General features: G+C 44.3%; 17 protein-coding genes. 2 read left to right on the top strand and 15 right to left on the bottom strand.

Annotated features, from left to right (window positions below; all coding sequences use genetic code 11):
- Positions 1-20: 20 nt before the first annotated feature.
- From ACYQ2C_RS01355 to ACYQ2C_RS01290, 14 genes are all read right to left on the bottom strand, one after another.
- Entirely contained in the window at positions 21-1,247 is a 1,227-nt protein-coding gene (locus tag ACYQ2C_RS01355) for an O-succinylhomoserine sulfhydrylase (protein WP_460099284.1), read from the bottom strand.
- Between the two features lie 105 nt (positions 1,248-1,352).
- Positions 1,353-2,888 carry an amidophosphoribosyltransferase gene (gene purF, locus ACYQ2C_RS01350; RefSeq protein ID WP_460048568.1) on the bottom strand — a complete coding sequence of 512 codons (1,536 nt, stop codon included), beginning with the start codon at positions 2,886-2,888 and terminating at the stop codon, positions 1,353-1,355.
- Between the two features lie 76 nt (positions 2,889-2,964).
- Positions 2,965-3,462 (bottom strand): CvpA family protein, encoded by a 498-nt coding sequence (locus tag ACYQ2C_RS01345; RefSeq protein ID WP_460048569.1) that lies wholly within the window; start codon positions 3,460-3,462, stop codon positions 2,965-2,967.
- Between the two features lie 158 nt (positions 3,463-3,620).
- Positions 3,621-4,250 carry an SPOR domain-containing protein gene (locus ACYQ2C_RS01340; protein WP_460099280.1) on the bottom strand — a complete coding sequence of 210 codons (630 nt, stop codon included), beginning with the start codon at positions 4,248-4,250 and terminating at the stop codon, positions 3,621-3,623.
- Between the two features lie 74 nt (positions 4,251-4,324).
- Entirely contained in the window at positions 4,325-5,632 is a 1,308-nt protein-coding gene (locus ACYQ2C_RS01335) for a bifunctional folylpolyglutamate synthase/dihydrofolate synthase (protein ID WP_460099277.1), read from the bottom strand.
- 30 nt (positions 5,633-5,662) lie between these two features.
- On the bottom strand, positions 5,663-6,529 hold the full coding sequence (gene accD / locus ACYQ2C_RS01330) for an acetyl-CoA carboxylase, carboxyltransferase subunit beta (protein ID WP_460048574.1): 867 nt from the start codon (positions 6,527-6,529) through the stop codon (positions 5,663-5,665).
- An 81-nt stretch (positions 6,530-6,610) separates the two neighbouring features.
- Complete coding sequence (gene trpA / locus ACYQ2C_RS01325) at positions 6,611-7,420, bottom strand: tryptophan synthase subunit alpha (protein WP_460048576.1); 810 nt, start codon at positions 7,418-7,420, stop codon at positions 6,611-6,613.
- Positions 7,421-7,497: 77 nt separating this feature from the next.
- Complete coding sequence (trpB, locus tag ACYQ2C_RS01320; protein ID WP_460099273.1) at positions 7,498-8,727, bottom strand: tryptophan synthase subunit beta; 1,230 nt, start codon at positions 8,725-8,727, stop codon at positions 7,498-7,500.
- A 64-nt stretch (positions 8,728-8,791) separates the two neighbouring features.
- The gene (locus tag ACYQ2C_RS01315) at positions 8,792-9,424 is read right to left on the bottom strand and encodes a phosphoribosylanthranilate isomerase (RefSeq protein WP_460048578.1); all 633 of its coding nucleotides are present in this window, start codon (positions 9,422-9,424) and stop codon (positions 8,792-8,794) included.
- Positions 9,425-9,730: 306 nt separating this feature from the next.
- Entirely contained in the window at positions 9,731-10,312 is a 582-nt protein-coding gene (locus tag ACYQ2C_RS01310; RefSeq protein ID WP_460048579.1) for an NAD(P)H-dependent oxidoreductase, read from the bottom strand.
- A 39-nt stretch (positions 10,313-10,351) separates the two neighbouring features.
- Positions 10,352-11,182 carry a tRNA pseudouridine(38-40) synthase TruA gene (gene truA / locus ACYQ2C_RS01305; protein ID WP_460099407.1) on the bottom strand — a complete coding sequence of 277 codons (831 nt, stop codon included), beginning with the start codon at positions 11,180-11,182 and terminating at the stop codon, positions 10,352-10,354.
- 230 nt (positions 11,183-11,412) lie between these two features.
- Positions 11,413-15,318 (bottom strand): FimV/HubP family polar landmark protein, encoded by a 3,906-nt coding sequence (locus ACYQ2C_RS01300; RefSeq protein ID WP_460099268.1) that lies wholly within the window; start codon positions 15,316-15,318, stop codon positions 11,413-11,415.
- 433 nt (positions 15,319-15,751) lie between these two features.
- Complete coding sequence (gene asd, locus ACYQ2C_RS01295; protein WP_460099265.1) at positions 15,752-16,861, bottom strand: aspartate-semialdehyde dehydrogenase; 1,110 nt, start codon at positions 16,859-16,861, stop codon at positions 15,752-15,754.
- A gap of 222 nt (positions 16,862-17,083) precedes the next feature.
- A complete protein-coding gene (locus ACYQ2C_RS01290) occupies positions 17,084-17,500 on the bottom strand; it encodes an SMI1/KNR4 family protein (RefSeq protein ID WP_460048584.1) in 417 nt (138 codons plus the stop codon).
- An 829-nt stretch (positions 17,501-18,329) separates the two neighbouring features.
- Here ACYQ2C_RS01290 and ACYQ2C_RS01285 point away from each other — a divergent pair.
- Positions 18,330-19,082 (top strand): response regulator transcription factor, encoded by a 753-nt coding sequence (locus ACYQ2C_RS01285; RefSeq protein ID WP_460099261.1) that lies wholly within the window; start codon positions 18,330-18,332, stop codon positions 19,080-19,082.
- A gap of 51 nt (positions 19,083-19,133) precedes the next feature.
- Entirely contained in the window at positions 19,134-20,612 is a 1,479-nt protein-coding gene (locus ACYQ2C_RS01280) for a sensor histidine kinase (RefSeq protein ID WP_460099259.1), read from the top strand.
- A 16-nt stretch (positions 20,613-20,628) separates the two neighbouring features.
- Here ACYQ2C_RS01280 and ACYQ2C_RS01275 read toward each other — a convergent pair whose 3' ends face one another.
- Positions 20,629-23,121 carry a sensor domain-containing protein gene (locus ACYQ2C_RS01275; RefSeq protein ID WP_460099256.1) on the bottom strand — a complete coding sequence of 831 codons (2,493 nt, stop codon included), beginning with the start codon at positions 23,119-23,121 and terminating at the stop codon, positions 20,629-20,631.
- Positions 23,122-23,632 lie beyond the last annotated feature (511 nt).

Genomic DNA, 23,632 nt, shown 5'->3' with positions numbered 1-23,632 from the left:
CTGAGACCGAGATCTAATGATTAACCATTCAGCGCTGCTACGCCGCGCTCTAGATCTGTAATTAAATCTTCAATGCTTTCGAGTCCTACCGAAATTCGAATCAAACTTTCTGTGATCCCGGCAGTACGCTTATCATCATCGCTTAAACGACCGTGAGTGGTTGTCGCAGGATGAACGATGGTAGTTTTGGCATCGCCTAAATTCGCCGTCAAAGACATAATTTTGGTGGCATCGATAAATTTCCATGCCTGCTCACGACCACCAACAACACGGAACGATAAAACACCGCCAAAGGCTCGTTGTTGCTTGGCAGCCAGCTCATGGCCCGGATGAGATGCTAGACCCGCATAGAATACTTTTTCGATAACCGGATTGGTTTCAGTGGTTTTTGCGTGCAGCCAGTTCGCCAGCGTTAAAGCATTCGCGCTGTGTGCATCCATTCGTAAGCGAAGAGTCTCTAATCCTTTTAAAAAAACCCAAGCGTTGAAGGGACTCATGGTTGGCCCACAGCTGCGCACAAATGCCAAAGCTTCGTCCATATCGGCGGCATTACCCACAATCGCGCCACCCACACAACGGCCTTGACCGTCTAAATATTTGGTCGCCGAATGTACGACGATATCAGCACCTAAACTTAATGGTCGCTGCAACGCCGGCGTACAAAAACAGTTATCAACCACCAGCTTGCAACCGCCTTTGTGGGCGATTTCAGCCAACCGAGCGATATCCACAACATCACACAAAGGATTCGATGGTGTTTCGATAAACATCAAACGAGTTTGATCGGTAAGTGCCTGCCGCCACTGATCGTAATCTAGAGGATTCACAAAGGTTGTGCTGACACCCATTTTGCCCATGTATTTGTTGAACAAAACCGACGTGGTGCCAAACACACTGCGTGAACAAATCACATGATCGCCAGATTTCAAAAGCGCCATGCACAGAGTAAGAATCGCCCCCATACCCGACGACGTCGCAACTGCGGCCTCGCCACCTTCAAGCGCCGCGATGCGTTCTTGAAACACACGTACGGTTGGGTTGGTGTAACGCGAATAGACATTACCCGGCTCTTCACCTGAGAAACGGTTTGCCGCCGCCTGAGCGGATTCAAACACGTAGCTGGACGTGGTAAAAATTGGCTCGCTGTGCTCGCCTTCTTGGGTGCGACGAATTCCCGCGCGAACCGCAAGGGTGTCTATACCAGCGTCACGCAGAAAGTGTTCATCGTCAAAAATATCGTCAATCATTTGAATAAAATCACTTGGTCATTCGATGTTCAAAACCAGTCTTCAGCGCAGTAATTGCGAGAACCGGTCCGATGGTAAACGCACTCAGAACCGCTCAAAATTCTGCTACATAGACGAGTCGCTGCTTTCGTTATGAATGCCAATCAGCGCGTCTTCTTGACTGGACTGTAAGTTTTTATTCGACATGGCCGAATCATTACGGGCTGCGGCCAACTTGTCGAGATAATCTTGGTCAACGTCATCGGTAATATATTCACCCGTAAATACTGCCGATTCGAACTCTTCAATATTCGGATTACCGTCATGAGAAGCGGCAACAAGATCATCAATATCTTGATAAATCAACCAATCAGCACCAATCTCTTTACGCACATCTTCTTCCGATCGGCCATGAGCAATCAGCTCAGTGGCACTCGGCATATCAATACCGTAGACGTTTGGAAACTTCACCGCAGGTGATGCGGAAGCAAAATACACTTTTGCCGCACCCGCTTCACGAGCCATTTGGATAATTTGTTGGCAGGTGGTGCCTCGCACAATGGAGTCATCCACCAACAACACGTTTTTACCTTTAAACTCTAGATCGATGGCATTGAGCTTTTGACGTACCGATTTTTTGCGTTGTTGTTGGCCGGGCATAATGAAGGTACGACCAATGTAGCGATTTTTCACCAAACCTTCGCGGAATTTAACGCCAAGATTTTGAGCAACCATCTGGCCCGCTACTCGGCTAGAATCGGGAATCGGGATCACCACGTGAATATCGTGATCGGGGCGCTCGCGAACTATTTTCGCGGCTAAACGTTCACCTTGGCGCAGGCGTGACTTATAAACAGAAACACCGTCCATTATGGAGTCGGGTCGAGCAAAGTAAACGTGTTCGAAAATACACGGGCGCAAGCGCGGTGCTTCGGCGCATTGCTTGGAATAAAATTCAGCATCTTTGGTGATAAAAATAGCCTCACCGGGAGCGACGTCTCGCAGCAGTTGATAGCCACTGGAGCTAAACGCGCAGCTCTCAGACGCAATCATGAACGATTTGCCTGCCGAGGACTTTCTGTGACCAATAACCAATGGTCGAATACCGTTAGGATCGCGAAAGGCCACAATTCCGTAGTCGGCGATCAACGCAACTACCGCATAACCACCTCGCACCCGTTCGTGAACTCGGCTAATTGCTGTAAAGATGTCATCGGGGCTGGGCTGGAGCTTATTGAGCTTTTGTAATTCGTGGGCAAAAACGTTTAGCAGAACTTCTGAGTCAGAATCGGTATTGACGTGGCGTAGATCGGTTTTATAGATGTGTTCTTTCACTTCCTCGGTATTGGTTAGATTACCGTTGTGTGCCAATCCAATACCGTAGGGTGAGTTTACATAAAACGGTTGCGCAAGCGCAGGCCCGGAGTTACCGGCTGTTGGATAACGGACATGACCGATACCATATTTACCGACCAAACGTTGCATGTGGCTTGAGCGAAACACATCACGAACCAAACCGTTTGCTTTTTGTTGTGCAATACGGCCATCGTGACAAGTCATGATACCGGCGGCATCTTGACCTCGATGTTGAAGCATAGTCAGCGCATCATACAAATCCAAATTGACATTTGTATGGCCTACAACACCAACAATTCCGCACATAGAACTACCTCTATAAGTTTTACAGCTCAGTCTGAGCTGGTTAGAGCAAATTAAACCAGATCACAGAAAGCGGGTTTTACCCCAAAATCGACGAATATAAACCTTTGATTGCATCCACAATCTCTTTAAACCAGCTTTCCATTTTTAAAAACTGGGGAATCAAAGCCGATTCCTGCCACCAACCGTCTTGGTCGATGGGAATGTAGTCAGGTAGAGTGATAAGGATCGCCAGTATCACAACAACTGCTCTTAATAAGCCAAAGAGTAGTCCTAAAAATCGATCAGTACCGCTCAGTCCGGTAGCATCAACGAGTCCGCTGATTAATAATCTTATGATGCTGCCAACGATAAGCGTGGAGAAGAATAAAATCGCAATCGCTACTATGTCTCGCAGTGATGGCGTTTCAATATGCGGCGATAACACTTCGGCCAGCGGTTGATGAAACAAAACAGCGATTATTAGCGCGGCCGACCAAATGACTAGCGACAAAGCTTCCTTTACAAACCCACGCCAGAGGCTGATCAATCCAGAGATAACCAAGGCTGCAACAATAGCCCAATCGGCCTCATTCATAGCAATTCCAGTGACTTATTTCTCAAACAATACGGGGATTCAAAGTGGCCATACTCAAGAAAGCTCGCGATTCTAACAGAGCGGTCACAAAAATCATCAAAAAGCTGAACTTGCTGCACCGTTATCGGACAAGATTTTCCTCGAATAATGTGCTTGCTTTAGGGTTGATAGCGCATAATTAATGAGTCGATACGATATGCGGCGTCGATTTTTACTTTAATGTCTGAGGCGTCATTGCGATTAATATTGGGACCAACTAGAACGCGGTACACGGTTTTGTTATCGCTTTGAAAAGGTCGAACAAACGCCTTGAAGCCGTCGTCGATAAGCTTTTGGCTGTACTCCTGGGCACGCTCGCTGTTGGAAAAACTACCCACCTGCAAAACCCAGGCTTTTGGCAGGCCATATTCATCGAGTGAGGGGTTTCCGTCGGTTTCGTCAGCAGGTGGTGAAATAGATTGTTTTGGTTCAGAGATTTTTGGCGGCACTGATAGGGTTTCGGAAGAGCTAGTATTAGAGCCAGAGTTTTGCTGAACCAAATTTGGCACGTCTTCCGGTTGTTCTGGGACAGGTTGAAAGAGCTCATCAGGGTTTTCAACCGTGTCGATTCCCAATGGCTTACTTGGCTCTGGAATCGGTTCAAACTCAAATTTCGGAGCAATGGGCACTTGGGTGGTAGTATCAATCTCCGGTTCAACTTCACGAAACAGCAAACTCGGCAAAAAAATCACGGCGACGGCACCAAGCACCGCGGCACCAATAATTCGTTGTTTTACACCACTATCCAACGCTCTTTTCCCTCTTTAAGTTTCGGGTCAATCTTGCTGAAATTTCCGACATTTGACAGCTGGATACATAGCAATTAAACCTCAACATTCAGTGCCCGCATTCCAGCTTCAACGGTGTAGAACGAACCAAAGATATAAAGTTCGACAGGATTGGTTCCGTTATCGCTCAGATGTTCGAGTTTAGATAAGGCGGAGTCCAAGGATGACTTGAAGTCGTTGAAAACAACCAACTCCACCTGAGGATCAAGCTTTGGCCTTAATAACGTTGCTGTGTTTTCCGGTGTAGATGCTCGGCTATTATCTTCAAGAGTTGGCAGGAACCATCCTAAAAACAATCCTGCCAAGGGTTGAAAAATTTCGGCCAAATCTTTATCGGCCATGGCAGCACATAGCGCGAGCCGCGCAACCTTCGGGCTTTTCTCAATACGACTTGCCATACTTCGTGCTGCGGCCGGGTTATGTGCAACATCTAAAATAACCGTCACATTACCAATCTGAACGCGATGATTGCGGCCAGCCAATTGCAAATTTTGAACAGTTTGCACAAGAGCTGGTTCTGCTGGCAATTGACCCAAAAGCGCCAAGCCAGCAATGGCTGAGGCAACACTGCCAATGGGCAAATTAGGAGCCGGAACAGAAATTTCTAGCGTATCACTGGCGTCTTTTTGCAACGATATCTGCAAAATGCCGTCATTAACGGCGTAGCGAAATCCGCTAAAGCAATCGTAAAGCCGAGCACCGCATTGATCAGCATAAGCGCTGATCGACTGAGGAGGATCACAGTCGGCGCAAATCGCCGGTGTGTTCGCTCGGAATATTCCCGCTTTCTCTCGACCAATCGATTCTCTGTTATCGCCAAGCCATTGCACATGATCAATATCAATAGAAGTAACAACGCACAAGTCTGCATCGATGATATTGGTGGAGTCTAATCGCCCGCCGAGCCCAACCTCTAAAACAATAAAATCAACCTTGTGCTCTTTGAACAAGTACAAAGCCGCTAACGTAGAAAATTCAAAGTACGTTAACGAGATATCGCCTCGGGCATTATCGATGGCGGCAAATGCAGAGAGAATATCGGAATCCGTCGCCGAGGCGTTATTAATACGAATGCGTTCGTTATAGCGAAGTAGGTGTGGAGAGGTAAAACAACCAACGGTTTTACCTTGGGCAAGCAACAAAGATTCAAAGCTTTTAACGCAGGAACCTTTGCCGTTAGTTCCAGCAATAGTGACGATTTGCACTGGCTGCGATTTTAATCCAGCAGTATCAATCGACATATTACTGGCAACAGCAGCAATTCGGTTGAGACTCATGTCGATGGCTTTCGGATGGAGCGTTTGCTGCCATTGCAGCCAACCATCAAGAGTCTCGTAACGCATGAACTGAACTAACCTAGAGAAGAATTCTAATTAGGAAGCGATGGCAACGCCGGTAAACTTAGAGAGCAAACTCGCGACTCGATCACGCATATCGTTGCGATGAATGATCATGTCAATGGCGCCATGCTCCAGCAAAAACTCACTGCGTTGGAATCCGGCCGGAAGTTTTTGACGAATGGTCTGCTCAATAATCGCAGGACCCGCAAAACCTGCACGTGCGCCCGGTTCAGCCGCATTGATGTCGCCCAGCAATGCCAAAGATGCCGATACACCGCCATAAACGGGATCGGTCATGATCGAAATATAAGGAATACCTTCTTGCTTTAGTCTCTCAATAACGGCACTGGTTTTGGCCATTTGCATCAATGAAATCAGCGCTTCTTGCATGCGCGCACCACCGGTTGCCGAAAAGCACACCAATGGTATTTTTTCTTTCAAAGCCAACTGTGCCGCACGGGTGAAACGCTCACCAACCACGTAACCCATAGAGCCGCCGTGAAAAGCAAATTCGAACGCTACCGCAACTACCGGCATGGTTTTTAAAGTACCACGCATTGCGATAAGCGCTTCTTTTTCACCGGTGGCTTTTTGTGCTTCGGTTAAGCGATCTTTGTATTTTTTAATATCTTTGAATTTCAAGCGATCAATGGGTAATACATCGGTTGCCAATTCTTCGCGACCATCTTGATCCAAGAAAATATCGAGGCGACGACGAGCGCCAATGCGCATATGGTGATCACACTTTGGACACACATCATTGTTGCGCTCAAGCTCTGGACGGTACAAAACCGCTGCACATTTAACGCACTTTTTCCAGAGGCCTTCAGGTACCTTGCTGGTACCGCGCTTACGCTGAGACATGATTACGTTGGGTTTAATTTTTTCTAACCAACTCATAATTTTTCTGCTTTAAAAATTAACTTTTACTCAAAATCAACACTTGAAGAATCAAGCGCCTAATTATTCAACCGGAAGCAATTATTGCTCGTCGATGGCCTTACGAATAGGTTCGATAAGATCACCAACAGCTTGTGCAATCATTTCTGGACTTTCGTTTTCTAACTCGCCCATTTTGGCAACTAATAAACTTCCTACCACAACGCCGTCGGCACTTTTGCCAATGGCTTTCGCAGATTCACCGTCTTTGATGCCAAAACCTACGCAAATCGGCAAATCAGTCATCGTACGCAATTCATTGATGCGTTGATCAACTTCAGCGATGTTTAAATGGCCGGCGCCGGTCACGCCTTTTAAAGACACATAGTATAAAAAGCCCGAAGCCATGGAGACAATTTTTTCTGCTCGCTCTCGTGGCGTGGTTGGCGCTAATAAGAAAATATTTTCTAATTCGGCGGTTTTTAACTTATCAATTAATATTGGGGCTTCTTCTGGTGGCAAATCAACCGTTAACAAACCATCAACACCCGCGTTTTTTGCGTTTTCTGCAAAAACCTCGGCGCCCATGCGCTCAACCGGATTCGCATAACCCATCAACACAACGGGCGTATCCTGATTAGTTTCGCGAAAACTTTTAACAACAGCCAATGTATTTCTTAAACTGGTTTTATGAGCTAGAGCACGCTCATGACCGCGCTGGATAACTGGACCTTCTGCCATTGGGTCAGAAAAAGGCACACCAAGTTCGATAATATCGGCGCCCTTCTCTACCAGTTTGTGCATGGTTAGCAAAGTTACGTCTGGGTTTGGATCGCCATTAACAATGTAGGTAACCAGTGCTTTGCGGCCTTCGGCTTTGAGATCACTTAAGCGTTTCGAAATTCGATTCATAGTAGTGAATGCTTAATAATATTTTGGGGTAGAAGCAGCTCAATGCAGAGCTGCTCACTGAATATGCAATACGAAAATCAGACGACAATACCGTCGATTTCGGCAACGGTGTGAATGTCTTTGTCGCCACGACCCGATAAGTTAACCACGATTGTGTGATCTGGCGTCATTTCACGAGCCAATTTATCGGCATAGGCAACGGCATGACTGCTTTCAAGCGCAGGGATAATACCTTCTACTCGAGTTAGCATTCTAAAGGCATTAAGCGCCTCCTCGTCATCAATGGCGCCATAATGCACGCGACCGAGGTCTTTCAACCAGCTATGCTCCGGGCCAACACCGGGATAATCAAGACCGGCAGATACCGAGTGGGTTTCGATAATTTGGCCGTCTTCGTCTTCCATCAAATAGGTTCGATTGCCGTGCAAAATACCCGGAATGCCTTCATTTAATGGCGCAGCATGCTTACCACTTTCTAAGCCGTAACCGGCTGCTTCAACACCGTACATGGCTACGGTTTCGTCGTTCAAAAACGGATGGAATAAACCAATTGCATTCGAACCGCCACCAACACAGGCCACTAAAGCATCTGGTAAGCGTCCGGTAAGCTCAAGGCATTGGCTGCGCGCTTCACGACCAATAATGGATTGGAAATCACGCACCAATTGCGGATAAGGGTGTGGGCCAGCGACGGTGCCGATAATATAAAAAGTATTATCAACATTAGTTACCCAATCGCGCATGGCTTCGTTCATTGCATCTTTTAGGGTTTTAGAGCCTGAAGTTACGGGAATAACCTCTGCGCCCAGTAGTTTCATTCGATACACGTTCATTGCCTGACGTTTAACGTCTTCGGCGCCCATGTACACAATACATTCCATACCCAAACGAGCGGCGATAGTTGCGGTAGCAACACCGTGTTGACCGGCACCAGTCTCGGCGATCACACGTTTTTTGCCACTGTGTTTCGCTAGCAGCGCTTGACCAATGGTGTTATTAACCTTGTGCGCGCCGGTATGATTTAAATCTTCTCGTTTAAGATAAATTTTTGCACCACCGGCGTTCTTGCTCCAGCGCTCTGCAAAATACAACGGTGAAGGACGACCCACAAAGTAAGCAAGATCTTTATCGAACTCGGCTAGGAATTCTGGATCGTTCTTTAGACGCTCGTACATTTCGGTCAGATCGTCTAAAGCAGAAATTAGGGTTTCGGAGACAAAACGACCACCGTAAGGGCCGAAATGTCCGGTTTTGTCGGGGAAAGCGGCGTAGTCAACATTAGCTGACTGAACTTTAGCCTGGCTCATAGCAAAATCTCGAAATAAAAATGAATACTAACGAAGTTCAGTTTTAGATTAATTTTGGAATGAACTATCGCCAGGGCGGATGTTTAACCGAATTAATAAACGACATCATTTTAGTGACGTCTTTTTGACCGGGAGAACTTTCTACCCCGCCGCTCACGTCAACGGCGTAGGCTTCGGTGCTTGCTAGCGCACCAGAAACGTTATCGGGATTCAAACCACCGGCCAAAATAAGTGGGTATTTACAATAACGAGGGAATCTCTGCCATTCAAAACTCTGCCCTGTACCACCCGGAACTCCAGGCTTATAGGCATCGAGTAAAAAGCCACTGGCGCCTGTGTATTTATCCATCAAAGCTTCAACTTCTAGCCCTGGCGCCATGCGAAACGCCTTTATGTAGGGTCGAGAGAATTGAGCGCAATATTCAGGGGTTTCGTCACCATGAAACTGCAATAGGTGCAGAGGAACTTTCTCTAGAGTGGAATTAATAACATCAACAGAGGCATCAACAAACAAGCCAACCACAGTGGTAAAAGGACCAACTTTTAAAGCGATCTCTCTGGCAGTGTTAAGATCAACAAACCGAGGACTTTTGGGGTAAAAGACCAAACCAATAGCGTCAGCACCAAGCTCAACTGCTGATAAGGCATCTTCAACATTTGTCAGACCGCAGATTTTGACTCTTGGATTTGCAGACATTAAGAGATGCATTCCTCTAGGTATACAGAATGGGCAGACAACCAAATTATTCGACTATTTACACAGTTGTGCCTCAGAAAGCCGGCAATACTAACAGATTCTCATAACCGAATTCTACGAATAATCACAACAGTCTTTGGTGATTACCCTCAAACGAGAGCATTTCCCGCTCTGTACGAGTATGCGTGTGGGTTATAGATTTTTACTGCAAGTTTATAATACCGCACCCATAAACCGTTATCAGAGGTTAAGCACACAACCGGTGCGGAAACCTAATTAACCTATTCTTAATTAATCCAAGTACCTCTAGAGTTTCTTCTCTATTTTTCTGACAAAGTTTTCAACTTTTGACTGTGTGAGCCTCTCACTGGAGTAGAGCGATAGCATTGTGAAACTGCAATTCTTTGTGCAGGTTCCAACCAATGCTGTTTTAAGAATTCTCCGAACTGGACGCCTTAAAATAAAGAAATCAACCCACCAAGGTGAACCTAAGGTAGTAATTACTTTAACTTCTTTTAAATGCGTTAACTTAGGCGCTATGGGACCAAAATCGGCGGCATGTTGATATGCATAACCAGGAGCCCAAACACGGTCAAACCAACCCTTTAATATTGCAGGGAATCCAAACCACCAAGTTGGAAATAATATAACTAAAGATTGAGCGTTTTTGAGCTGAGCTAGATCTTGCCCAAGAGCTTCGCTATCAAATTGTGGGCCGTAATAGCTTTTCCTTTCACTTGTTGTTAATACGGGATTAAACTCTTCTCTATAAAGGTCTTTGACCGTTACTTGGTAACCTTTAGATTCCAGGTGCTCAACAGACTTCTGAGCTAAGAATTTACACAAGCTGTTATCAAGTGGATGTGCTACAACCATTAAACAATTCACGAATATTTCCCTGTGTCTCTAGCCGAACAACCAAGCGCGCTAATTTGCGAAGTACCTTAAAGGATGGGTAAGAAAGCCCGGTCCTGGAATCGGAGTTGGAATAGCAAAGTGCGCCGGATATTCGACATGAACCAAATAAAGACCGTGTGGAGGCGCAGTAACACCACCGGCGGTACGGTCTTTTGCATCTAGAACTTCTTGCATCCAACCCAACGGTTTCTCACCAGCACCAATGGTTAACAAAACACCAACGATGTTTCGAACCATATGGTGTAAGAAGGCGTTGGCCTGAATCTCAATGATGATAAAGTCGTGCATCACCCCAATATCGATGTAATGGACTCGTCGAATGGGACTGACAGCTTGGCATTGTGACGCTCGAAATGAGCTGAAGTCGTGCTCACCCACCAACAATTGCGATGCTTGATACATAGACTGAATATCGAGTGTTCGCTTATCCCAAGTTACCTTCTTGTTGAAAATACCCGGCCGCGCTGGCGTGTTTTGGATGATGTATCGGTAGGTTCTACTGCCCGCGGAAAAGCGCGCATGAAAACTCAAATCCACGGATTTCGCCCATTTTACGGCAATTTGATCCGGTAATTTTGTGTTAACACCCAGTGTCCAAGCTCGCTCGGGTCGATCAACGGTTAAATCGAAATGGATCACCTGACCGCTGGCATGCACTCCAGAATCTGTTCGTCCCGCACAAACCAAACTTATTGGTTCGTTAGCGATATCACTCAAAGAGTCATGCAGTGCTTGCTGCACGGTTTGCGGATCGTGCGGTTGAATCTGAAAACCTCTAAAAACTGAGCCGTCGTATTCAACCCCCAGAGCAATTCGCCTGACATTAGCAGGTACTGTCATACCGGGTAAAATCTCGCAATTGGGAGAGTACTCTTTACGTGCAACCATGTGACTTGGAAATATATTGATAAAGTGATCGGGAAAGTTATTGAGAAAGCTGTTGATTGGCTGATTGGCGCGATATACCGACAATGACATATCCAATCCTGTAAGACGATTTTGTCGCGCTGCTATAAAAAAATACCCCAGACAAGCTGGGGTATTTTTAATTCAGCAATTTAACAAAAAATCTACGACGGTATTTTAGCCATTAAATCTTCAGCTTCTTGCTTTTGTTGATCGTTACCTTCACTCAAAACTTCATCCAGAATATCTCTAGCGCCATCAGCATCACCCATATCGATGTAGGCTTTAGCAAGATTCAGTTTGGTGTCAGATTCGTCGGTTCCCGCTAAAAAGCTCATTTCGGTATCGAGCTCGTTAAATTCAACTTCAGCCGAATCATCTAGGTTTTCATCTTGAATTGATGCAAGTGCTTCATCAAATACATCGTCAGACAAGTCCTCTAAATCGATGTCTTGTTCTGAAAGCTCAGGAATATCGATCTCAGACTCGGCAACATCAAGATCTTCTAGGTCAGAATCGAGCTCGGCATCGATGGTTTCTAACTCATCATCAATAGCAAGACCTTCATCTAAATCCAATTCAGAGTCTAACTCGAACGGATCATTACCTTCTAAATCATCTAGCTTTTCGTCAGCATCAACAGACTCAAGCTCATCTTCAATGTCAACGGAGGATAAGGCTTCCATCTCTTCATCTAAAGCTTCTAAATCAAGAGAGTTTTCTAGATCTGAAAGCTCCAGCACGCTGTCGTCTTCGATGGATAACTCTGGAGTTTCTTCAAGGCTCACCACCTCGTCGGAGGTGTCACCATCAAGCAAAGGTTCTTCAGCAGACTCATCGGCTTGTTCGTCAAAAGCAAGATCATTGTCAATGTCGGCAAACATGGAATCATCCAACTCGCCGCCATCCATACTTTCAAGATCTAAGCCATCGTCCAAATCGATAGATTCTTCTTCGAAGGCTTCTGTAGTTTCAAAAGAGTGTGGAGCATCAAAAGATTCTGGCGAGCCAAGATCTAAATCGTCGGTCGCAAAATCGAGTTCATCTTCGACAACATCGGTAGGCTCTTCAAAATCTAATTCTAGACTATCGACATCATCTAACGCTAAATCGGATTCATCCTCAGAAGTCTCTGGCTGATCATCCAACGATAAGTCCATTGAATATGGAGCAGATAGAGAGTCATCGGACATATCCAAATCGTTATCGTCCAAACTCGTTTCTACGGTATCGACGGAGGCAGTCGCCTCCTCATCCATATCGAGATCAAGGTCGAATTCGTCAAGTTCCGAATCGGTATCGTCTGTAGTGCCCGCAAAATCAAGAGATGCACCTAAATCGTCAGAAGCAGGTTCAGAACTATCTGCATCTAGATCTAAATTGAAATCAAAAGAGTCGTCTTCTAGATCTGGTGACATGTCTATCTCACCAAGATCCATACTTTCAGGCTGATCTAGTGACAAGGATGCATCGTCTAGATCGCCGTCAAAATCTGTGTCAAAAGAAAGGTCTTCAAGTTCATTTTCACCAAGACTGGAATCAACTTCATGACCATCATCAATGCTCACAGATTCCGTGTTTTCATTGGTAAAATTATCGAAATCCAAATCTAGATCGAACGATAAATCTTCCGCTTCTTGATCCACCACAAGATCTTCTTGTGCTTCATCTAAACTGGAAAAGTCGGAATCTAAATCAAAGCCGTCGGCTTCAGCAACTTCGCTATCAGAGCTTGCGCCAGTAAAATCGGTATCGATATCGAAGCTATCAAAATCGAGATCATCGACCTCTTCGTTTTTGGTGTCGTCACCGGCCATTAGATCGAAGTCGAAGTCATCATCTTCGGTTTCTTGTTCAGTAGACGAAAGCTCGTCCAACAAACCGGATTCAGAATCTTGATCGCTATCACCTAATGCACTGAAATCTATCTCACCAAATCCGTCGGCCTCATTATTGTCGACATCCAAATCCAAACTACTGAAGTCTTCCGAGGCCAAGGCCGCGCCAGCAGCCACCATTCCAGCATAAGGAAGTGCGTTGGTGAATTGTGAGCGCAGTTGGTTGCCACGAACAATTCCTGAATTATCTCCAGATTCGTGAACCTTTTCGAACTGCTGATCAAATTTTTCAAGATTGCCGGATTCTGCGTATACCTCTAATAATTTCACTCTCGCATCAACATTGCCAGGTTCGGCCATTAACGCGCGTTTAAGCATATCTTCGGCTTGATCGTACTTACCGTAGGCGATGTAAATATCGGCTTCCGCGATGACTTCTTCTGGATTGATATTTGCCAAAGCTTCTTGAGAAAGTGTCTCTTCGTCATCAGACAAGTTAGGCTCTGTAGTATCGTCGTTATCCGCTAGACGAACTGTTTGATCATCAAAATCATTAGCAAAACTATCATCATCTGGCATTTCCAGATCATCGATATCATCTTCGGCTCGATCCGATTCGAAAGGATTTACAAGCTCTTCTTCAGCTATCGCCTCTTCTTTTTCGGCTTTTTTAGCCATCATTCGGCGAACAAGCAAAAGCACCAACAACAGCACGCCAAGCAGTGCGGCGCCTACAACGTAAAGATTGTCGAAGATGAAATCTAAAAAGCTAGGTTGCTTTGCTGGAGGCGCGGTAACAACCGTGCGTGGATTTTGTTGCGGTGGCGTTTGTACAACAGGTGCTGGAGCTTCAGAGACTTCAGAGTCGTCACTGACATACTCAGCGCCATTTTCTCCGTCTTCGACATCAGAACCAACATCCGACGAACCATCAACCGATGTCGTGGGCGATTCGGAATTGGCTAACTCATCATCAACGTTAGAAGCATCTTCAGAATTGGTTTCAGAAATATCTTCAGAAGACAAACCAGATTCGTCTGTAGGAATCTCAGCATTAGCGTTATCTGCCGAGGTCAACTGCAAAGCACGCAGCTGATCGTTAGATACAGAGAGCAAGCGCTCCATGGTTTCGATTTGCTGTTCTAAATCGGAAACGCGGCTTTTTAATTCGGTATTCTCTCTCTTTGAAGTATCGAGCTGCTCAAGAGTAATTGCTAACTCATTCTCCAGTGAAGAAACTTTTTGCGAGTCGGCACCACGGGCAGAGCCCGAATCTGAGGTGTTCAACGGGCTTTCATTAACGCCCAAAGAAACTCGGCCTTCAACAGAGGTACTTGTCTTTGATAGTGTGCGAGTTGGTGCAGTGGCACTCAAACCAGGACCATAGCTCTCGCCGGAACTCCATTGACTGTTCTGAAAGGCAACTTCATTTACGGCTTGGGTCTGACTTAATCCGCGCAGGTCCCCTTCAGAAGGCAATCGTAGAACCTGTCCTTTTCTCAACAGATTGATGTTGCCGTTGATGAACGCTTCTGGGTTCAGACGTTGTATCGCTATCATCGTCTGTTGAATGCTAAATTCTGAGCTTGGACGGTGGGTTGCAGCAATTTCCCATAGGGTATCGTCAGACTGAACCGGGCCGAAGGTACCGCCCTCGCCGCGATTAACCGGCGCAGCGCTGGTGTTAGCCGCTGCCGTCGGAGATGTAGATCTTGTTACAGGAGCTGCCTGCGAAGTGGTGGTTGTTGGAGCAGTCGATGTTCGCGGCGCTTGAGTAGTTTGAGTATTGCGAGTAGCCGCGGGAGCTTGCACAACTGGACTAGATTGAGCACTAAAGACCGGCAAATCGAGCAGCAAAGTGTACTCTCGAAGTACGCGACCGCTTGGCCACTGACTTTCTACCAAGAAATTTAGGAACGGCTCGCGAACAATTTCAGTAGAAGTTACTTTTACGATAGGGCCCGAAGGATTATCTAAAACAACCTTAAATCGAAGATTATTTAGAAAGAAACTGCGATCGACCCCAAGTTTAGAAAACTCTTCGTTTGAAGCAATACCTACCAAAACTTCCTGATCGGTAAGATCACGAACTTGAAGCAATCGAATTTCAGCATCCAAAGGCTGATTCAGTGTTGAATTGACCTTAATCTCACCAAGACCTAACGACAGTGCTTGTTGAGACAGGCCAACACCGAGAAAAAGAAAAGTTAACCCCAGCTTACCAAGACGCATTGGACGCCCCTTTTGTTGTATCCATAGCTTCCCGACTAATTACAAATTAGCTTCAGGTGTGTTGTTTGAAACGCGAAAAATCACACCCAGGCACATACCTGTGGAATGAAAAGTTAAAGTAATTTCTCAGATAAATCTCGAATTCGCATTCACTTATACACGTAAGTATTCATTATAAATAGGATTTTCGCAATATTTGAGAATTTAAGCGTGGGCAAAAACGGTTGTTTCTTGCAATTATGTTGACCTAATGCACATTTTTTCAATGTCGGCCGATGAAGCTACTGCCCGGTATGAATTTTTAAATTTTTCGTAGCTAATTAATGAGACTCAAGACTCGTAATAGAAATGTCAATCGATTTGGTAGATATGCTTGAGTACTTTTATCTCAAGCATATCTAAATACATCCACTAAAAGTTATAAAGCCACTGCTTAACGGCTTTCGACTAGGATGCGTAGCATTCTTCTTAACGGTTCAGCAGCACCCCAAAGTAATTGGTCACCAACTGTAAATGCGTTTAAGTACTGATCACCCATACTTAGCTTACGCAAACGACCCACAGGAATATCCAAAGTACCGGTTACTTTAGTGGGTGTAAGTTCAGCCATGGTGGTAGCGCGATCATTCGGAACGACTCGACTCCACGCATTAGAGTTTTCGATTAACGCTTCAATGTCAGACAAATCAACATTTTTAGTTAATTTCAGCGTAATTGCTTGGCTGTGACAGCGCATCGCACCAATTCGAACACAAGTACCGTCAATTGCCACCGGAGTTTGTGTTGCTAAGATTTTGTTGGCTTCTGCTTGAGCCTTCCACTCTTCTCGGCTTTGGCCATTATCGAGTTGAGTATCAATAAACGGTAATAAGCTACCTGCCAAAGGATGGCCGAATTCAGCGGTAGGGAATTCAGCAGAGCGCATTGTTTGAGCAATTTTCTTGTCAATATCTAATATAGCACTTGCAGGGTCATTCAACAGGTCAGAGACCGAATCTCTTAAAACACCCATTTGAGCAATGAGCTCACGCATGTTTTTAGCGCCAGCACCACTCGCTGCTTGGTAGGTCATAACACTCGCCCATTCAACCAAACCTTCTTTGAATAGACCGCCCAAACCCATCAACATCAGACTCACGGTACAGTTACCGCCAATGAAGTCTTTTACGCCATTGGCCAAACCATTTTTGATAACATCGGCGTTAACTGGATCTAGAACAATGATCGAGTCTTGAGACATACGCAACGCAGAAGCGGCATCGATCCAGTAGCCTTTCCAGCCAGCAGAACGTAACTGCGGATAGATTTCTTTTGTGTAATCTCCTCCTTGGCAGGAGAGAATTACGTCCATATCTGAAAGAGCATCAACAGACATTGCGTCTTGTAGCGGTGGAATCTCCTTACCAATATCAGGCCCCTTACCTCCGGGGTTTGATGTCGTGAAGAAAATTGGCTCGATGTCCGTGAAATCGTTTTCGGATAACATTCTTTCTACAAGAACAGAACCAACCATTCCTCGCCAGCCAACAAATCCAACACGCATAGTTTTAACTCTCTCAAATAACATCAATAGATAAAAAAGGGGCGCAATTTTAGCACCTGTACTTGCTTGCGGCTATGAATTGTAGGCGTTGAATGTAAACACTGGGCAATTTGATCATCACATTTATTGATAAATAGGCAATCAAAAAATGCTCAGTACAGATAAAGACGCTAACCACGCAGCCCTTTATTTCATCGAAATAACTGCACTTTTGGGTAGATTTTAGCTTTCGAGCCAAACCTCATCGGCCCACTGCCAGATCGACTCCCAGATATCTCCGCTAAAATCTTGGTCTTCTATTCGCCAAAACTCCACTTGATCGGCAAGCGTCACAACGTAGAAACCGTCCTCAACTCTGCACAGGGGCAAAAGATCTCTGGGTAACCCCAATTCCCAGGCTTGCGAAGCCATTTCGGGCAAATAGGTATGCAATTCAGGGTCACTGAGAGTAACCGGCTCGATTGATCCAACCTCCATGTGACTTACAGAGATTAAGAAATCCCTGAACTCGGCGGGAAAAGACACCAACATTTCTTCTTGGGCATCGACGATATCATCCATAGTTGCCTGAGGAATCGGTAATAAAGTGCTTTGAGAAATGTTGGCCAATTTCTCTAAAACATCTTCTTTCATAATCATAAGTAGAACTTTCTTGCTGGTATAAGAGATTAAAGGGAATAGAAAACTCTGATTAACCCGGAAGCTTTCAGGTCTCGGATTAAACCTTAGATGCGTTAATCAGAGGTTCCTATGAGTTTTGTACAAAAAATCGATAAGCTCAGAAATCCAACCTTGAGATAACAGGCTTCGCAAGCTAAATGAGCTTAAAAGGACGACTGCAAATTACAAATTAAATAAAAGCGAATGTAAACAAGCCTATTTACCTGAGATTCTGCAAGAGCAAATTCGCACTGAATAAACGCAGCATTGAATCTGAACCAACCAGAACTTAAGAACTAGACCACGCACAGCGGTAATCACAATTTTTAGTGCAAACACTATTGGAACCTCTGATTAACGCATCCATGATTTAATCAGAGAACACATCCTTGTGTCGCGAGAAACTCTAAGTTAACCAGAGTTTCCTATTTTTAAAAGTAGGCCGCATCCAAGGAGAATTCTGTTAAATTGGCTGGTCTTACGCAATGTTATACAAACGTTAAGAGTTTTAGCTAACGTTGCTGAAATTTTTTAAAAAATAAACAGTCGTTTTAAGCATCAAAAAGACGGGTAATTTATTCACTCTCTTTACCTTCAAAGGCAGGTCTCAAACAGCGAATTGGAAGGAATTTCCCTCTTCGAAGAGTCTTCAAGTCAGTTAATCAGCAGGTGAAGTATTAAGCAACCACTATAAAAGTTATAAAAGACCATAAAACTGGTTGTAATCGTTCAAACAACTAATTACTTTCTGTCAGTGAAACTCTTCAAAACCGATTTGCTTAAATACTGGAACAATAAGGCGTTGACTATGGAACACAAAGTGCCAGCTACAGGTGACTCAGGTAGCAGCGAAGATAAACCTCAGCGATTCTTGGTAATCGAAGATGAAAAAGACATCGCCGACTTAATCCAATTACATTTAAGCTCAGCTACCACCCATGTCGAGAGTTCCCAAGACGGTCTAGAAGGACTCAGAAAGGCGACTACCCAGCGCTGGGATCTTATTATTTTAGATTTACAGCTTCCGTCAATGGATGGTCTGGAAATTTGTAGACAACTACGCAGCAATTACAATTATGTACCCATTTTAATGCTGACCTCCCGCTCTACCGAGCTCGATAGGGTACTTGGCCTTGAGTTGGGAGCAGATGATTATCTCACCAAACCTTTTAGCATTTTAGAGCTCAACGCGCGCATTAAAGCACTTTTACGTCGTGTAAACATGCTAAGCGACCCTAATCATGATTCCGGCGATGTCATAGTACGCGGCGACCTTATTCTTGATAAATCACGCAGAACCGTATCGTTAAGCAACAAACCTGTTGATCTCACGGCTAAAGAGTTCGATTTATTGTGGTTTTTCGCATCTCACCCAGGAAAAGCCTTTACGCGACTAGAACTTCTACAAGAAGTTTGGGGCTATGGTCATGAAGGTTACGAACATACTGTTAACTCTCACATTAACCGCTTGCGCGGCAAGGTTGAGGCTGATCCGGCAAACCCACGCTTTATTCACACGATTTGGGGTGTGGGCTATCGCTTTGAAGTGAAAGATGCTTAACTGATCATTCTTTAAACACGCCAAACCACAGCACACAGTAAGGAATTAGTGATGTTTTCTAAACTGCCTCTGCACGGAAAACTAACGGCAATGTTAATTGCCTTTACGCTTTTCGCCACAGCATCAATTCTTGCTCTCACCCTCTGGAGTAACAGCCAATATCACGCTGAAATTACTCAATTGCTGAACAAAGAGCTGGCTAGATACATCATTGAACACCAAGAAGCCTTATTTGATAAAGACGGCGAGGTGAGAAAAGAAGCTCTCACCGACACCGCCATGCATACCATGATGATTAACCCGCTGGTTGAGGTCTACCTACTCGATCCAAACGGAAAAATTTTGGGCCACGCGTTACATACCGACGACGTTCAACTTACGCGAGTAAATCTTTCTCCGGTTTCGTCTTTTTTAGACGGCAAATTAAACGGCCCCATTTACGGAGATGATCCCAGAGTGCCCAGCCAACAATGCATATTTTCGGCGGCACCCGTATTTTTAAATGGCGAGTTAAAAGGCTATTTGTACGTTGTCTTATCTAGCCAATCCTTCCAATCTATTGCCGAACAACTTACAACCAGCTACATCTTAAAAGTCAGCTTGGGTATTGCTGCCGCGTTGATGATCGTAATGGTTATTAGCTTGTACATTGGCTTTAAACGCATCACCAAGCCACTTAAAAATCTTACCGAACAAACTCGTACCTTTTTTACCGAAGAGAAATGCGCGCTACCAAAAGATAAAGGTGTTCTTCCCCAAGATGAACTGCTTGCCCTAGAGGCAAGTTTTGGAGTGATGCAAAAACGAATTAAAGATCAGTTTAAAGAAATGCAGCAAAGTGAACATTTGCGCAGAGAGCTTATCTCGAATATTTCTCACGATTTACGTACCCCGCTGGCATCCATTCAAGGCTACATTGAGACGGTCATATTAAAGCTGGATCGACTCGATAATCAGCAGAAGAAAGACTATCTAAAAATTGCGCTTCGACACAGTAAACGCTTGGGCAAATTAATTTCAGCGCTGTTTGAGCTCTCTAAACTCGAAAGTCGCAGCATGGCCGTTGAAAAAACACCGTTCTCGATTGCCGAGCTCATTCATGACATTGTCCAGGAATTCGACCTACACGCCGCGAGAAAAGGCATCACGTTTAAACTCAATCAAAAAACACCTAACCTTTTGGTGATGGGGGATTTGAGTCTAATCGAAAGAGTTTTTCAAAATCTCATCGATAACGCACTGCGCCATACACCCGACGGTGGGCAAATCAACATCAATTTATCTGAACGAGAGAATTCTGTTTTGGTGTCAATCCAAGATACCGGAGTTGGCATTGCCAAGGATGAAATTCCGTTTATTTTTGATCGCTATTATAAAAGTTCGAATTCCGCATCGAAACAGGCAGGTACTGGCTTGGGCTTGGCAATTGTGAAAAGAATTTTGGAGCTGCATAACAGTACGATCAATGTTAATTCAGAACCCAACAAAGGTGCTTGCTTTACCTTTCCTCTTCCACTGGTTGCCGCGTAATCAGTAACTGTATAAATCAACCAGAAGTTGCGGGGCGTGAGCCGTTCGCTCCCCGCATTTGCCGGTGTCGCTTTAATAACTCAATAAAATCAACGCATGGAATTGGGCGGCTGAAGAAATATCCCTGATATTCATCACATCCAAACTCGCGAATAATATCCAATTGGTCGTTCTCTTCAACACCTTCTGCAACTACTTTTAGTCCCAATAACTTACCCATATTTGCCATGGATTGAACCAAGACCTTATCGCTGCGATCGACGCTGATATCGCGCACAAAACTCTGATCAATTTTTAAGGTAGAAACAGGCAAGCGTTTTAAATAACTAATGGAAGAATAACCCGTACCAAAATCATCCAAAGAAAAACTGATTCCTTCTTTACCCAGCATGTTCATCGTTTCGACGGTATCATCCACGTTACCGATAACAACACTTTCTGTCACTTCTATATCGAGAGTCTTTGGCTGTATTGGAATGTGCTGCAATATACTTTTTACATCCTCCACAAAACTTGGATGCCTAAATTGTCGAGGGCTGATATTGACGCTCAAACGCATCTCTGGAAACCACAAAGACGCGGCCTGCCAGCTTTGAAGATTGCGACAAGCCTCCTCAAGAATCCATTTCCCCACCTGAACAATTAATCCCGAGCTTTCTAATATTGAAATAAACTCACCGGGACTTCGATAACCTAATTCAGGATGCTTCCAACGCAGTAACGCCTCCGCGCCGGTCAAAAAACCCGTCATAACATCTACTTTAGGTTGGAAAAATAGCTCAAATTGCTCAAGCGCCAGCGCTTTATGAAGCTGCGTTTCTAACAAAATTAGCTTACGAGAATATTCCGCCATGGTTTCGTTAAAAAGAGCAATGCCGTCGCGACCGGTCTCTTTAACCTGAAACATCGCTGTGTCCGCATAGCTCAGCAGCTCATGAACACTGACATTACCATCCGGAAAAATAACCGCCCCAACACTTGCGGTGATGCGAAGCTCTAAATCTTTGTGAAAAATAGGTTGTGATATTTGTGCACGAATATTTTCACCAATTTTAACGGCTTTTTTCTCGGCGCTAGCAAAACCAGTGTCTAAAACCGTTAACACGGCCACGAATTCATCGCCGCCCAAGCGCGAGACAACATCACCTTCGCGTACACAAGCAGAAAGCCTTCGAGACACTTCTTGTAAGACGATATCGCCCACGGGATGACCTAAAGAGTCATTAATATTTTTAAACTGATCTAGATCTATAAATAATACTGCACCGAAATAATGATGACGTGCGGCGCGATGAATTTCGTTTTCGAGCCGATCAACCAATTGAATACGATTCGGTAAGGTTGTTAAAGGATCATGGTAGGACATAAATTCGATATCAGCGTCTTTCTTTTTACGGTCGCTAATATCCGACGAAACAACCAATACAACAGGCTGATTTTCATAACGCAATTTTACATAATGACTCTGCCAAACTTGCGGATTACCAAAACTGTCAACCCAACATTCTTCAGCTACAAAAATACTACGCCCTTCTTCTAAAACTGTACGATCATGCTGGGCCACACCAAGCAGCTTTTCTGCGTCTTTATCAACCACTTCAGAGAATTTTTTGTTACACACTTCATCAACAGACAAACCAAATGTCGCCGACCACGCCGAATTCGCATAAAGAATTTGTCCATTCGCGTTGCGAACACACAAATACACCGGTAAACAATCAATTAATTGACGAAGATGCAATTGGTGGTGCGCAAGTCGATCTTTTAGATGACCTTCAGATTTAATGACAGAAGCGAGTTCTGACAGCAAATGATTCGCAGAATTTGCCAAATCACCAAAGCTGTCTTGCCGGTTATCAAAACTTGCGATCCGATGATTTTGTGCATCGTTTAAACTCAAAGAATGCAATTCGTCTGCGAGTTTACGTGCAGGTTTAGAGTAATAGACGTAATAAAAATACACCAACAACAATAACAATAGACAATCCAATAAAACCTGAACTATAAAATCAGTAATAGCCGCCTTATACAACGGTGTATAAACACTATTCTGATCAATCTCAATGGACAAATTACCAAGATATTCGGCATTAATATCAGAATCCGTATAAAGCAGATCCCTTTTGTACAGAACGTATTGATCACCCAACAATTGCGTAAACCATATAAAAGCATTGTGCTCGTCACTGATACTTATGTACTCATACACAGGTCTGTTTAAAGCGTCGGTAATGGTGAGCGAATGAATATTACTATTGTAGGAAATTTCACTGACTTGAAACTGAGATGCACCTTCTTCGGAGAGAATTAATCGATTGATTATCAAAGATTCTATAAGCGGTAATGTTTGGTTAAACGTATCGAACCACTCTTCTCTTTCTTGCGAGAATGTTCTGTTAACCTGATACATCGCCGAGACGATAACAACTATCAAAAATAGAAGGACACCCAAGCCAATAACACGGGAATTATCATAGGACGCTAAACCAGATTTATTGGGGCTTTCCATTACAATTTTCTTCCACATTCTCCTAAACTAAGAAAGGGAGTCTGTAGCCTGAGCCGCTAAGATACGCAAAGACGAACAGTATGTTTTTCAAACCCTAAACACTTATATTTCGGAACGATTTATTCACATTTAGACGTAATTATATTTTTTTTATAATTACAAGAAAATAGTATAGTTAAAGATACTTAAACATTTCCAGCCCTTAAAATAATTTACGCGGAATATTCGTATTTATTCATCAAATATAAATTTTAAACCCAAGATTCTTTGAAAAAACAGACATTATAGGGTAACCCTTAACAGCATTTTTCTTGGTGTCAATTTAAACTCAACACAAACCTGTAAAAAATAGCATTGTAATTCGCTATAGGAATCTCGAATTATCCTCTCCATGATTCAATAGGAGAATAGAAATCGAAATGTGATTTCCGATATCTTCGTAAATTCAATCACTTATAGTTCTTGAAATTGGCGATACATCCATTTTCAGCTGAAAACTCTGGGTTAAACA

The sequence above is a fragment of the Sessilibacter sp. MAH3 genome (assembly GCF_054658275.1).
The sequence above is the reverse complement of the archived record's forward strand: the minus strand, read 5'-3'. Positions and strand labels throughout refer to the sequence as shown.

Bases quoted from the DNA above. Each gene is read 5' to 3' on its own strand.
- purF (WP_460048568.1), bottom strand. From the start codon at position 2,888: ATGTGCGGAATTGTTGGTGTTGTAGGCCATACAAATGTCAATTTGGAT.
- ACYQ2C_RS01285 (WP_460099261.1), top strand. From the start codon at position 18,330: ATGGAACACAAAGTGCCAGCTACAGGTGACTCAGGTAGCAGCGAAGAT.
- ACYQ2C_RS01345 (WP_460048569.1), bottom strand. From the start codon at position 3,462: ATGAATGAGGCCGATTGGGCTATTGTTGCAGCCTTGGTTATCTCTGGA.
- truA (WP_460099407.1), bottom strand. From the start codon at position 11,182: ATGACAGTACCTGCTAATGTCAGGCGAATTGCTCTGGGGGTTGAATAC.
- ACYQ2C_RS01315 (WP_460048578.1), bottom strand. From the start codon at position 9,424: ATGTCTGCAAATCCAAGAGTCAAAATCTGCGGTCTGACAAATGTTGAA.
- accD (WP_460048574.1), bottom strand. From the start codon at position 6,529: ATGAGTTGGTTAGAAAAAATTAAACCCAACGTAATCATGTCTCAGCGT.
- trpA (WP_460048576.1), bottom strand. From the start codon at position 7,420: ATGAATCGAATTTCGAAACGCTTAAGTGATCTCAAAGCCGAAGGCCGC.
- ACYQ2C_RS01290 (WP_460048584.1), bottom strand. From the start codon at position 17,500: ATGATTATGAAAGAAGATGTTTTAGAGAAATTGGCCAACATTTCTCAA.
- ACYQ2C_RS01275 (WP_460099256.1), bottom strand. From the start codon at position 23,121: ATGGAAAGCCCCAATAAATCTGGTTTAGCGTCCTATGATAATTCCCGT.
- ACYQ2C_RS01280 (WP_460099259.1), top strand. From the start codon at position 19,134: ATGTTTTCTAAACTGCCTCTGCACGGAAAACTAACGGCAATGTTAATT.
- ACYQ2C_RS01335 (WP_460099277.1), bottom strand. From the start codon at position 5,632: ATGCGTTACGAGACTCTTGATGGTTGGCTGCAATGGCAGCAAACGCTC.
- trpB (WP_460099273.1), bottom strand. From the start codon at position 8,727: ATGAGCCAGGCTAAAGTTCAGTCAGCTAATGTTGACTACGCCGCTTTC.
- ACYQ2C_RS01300 (WP_460099268.1), bottom strand. From the start codon at position 15,318: ATGCGTCTTGGTAAGCTGGGGTTAACTTTTCTTTTTCTCGGTGTTGGC.
- ACYQ2C_RS01355 (WP_460099284.1), bottom strand. From the start codon at position 1,247: ATGATTGACGATATTTTTGACGATGAACACTTTCTGCGTGACGCTGGT.
- asd (WP_460099265.1), bottom strand. From the start codon at position 16,861: ATGCGTGTTGGATTTGTTGGCTGGCGAGGAATGGTTGGTTCTGTTCTT.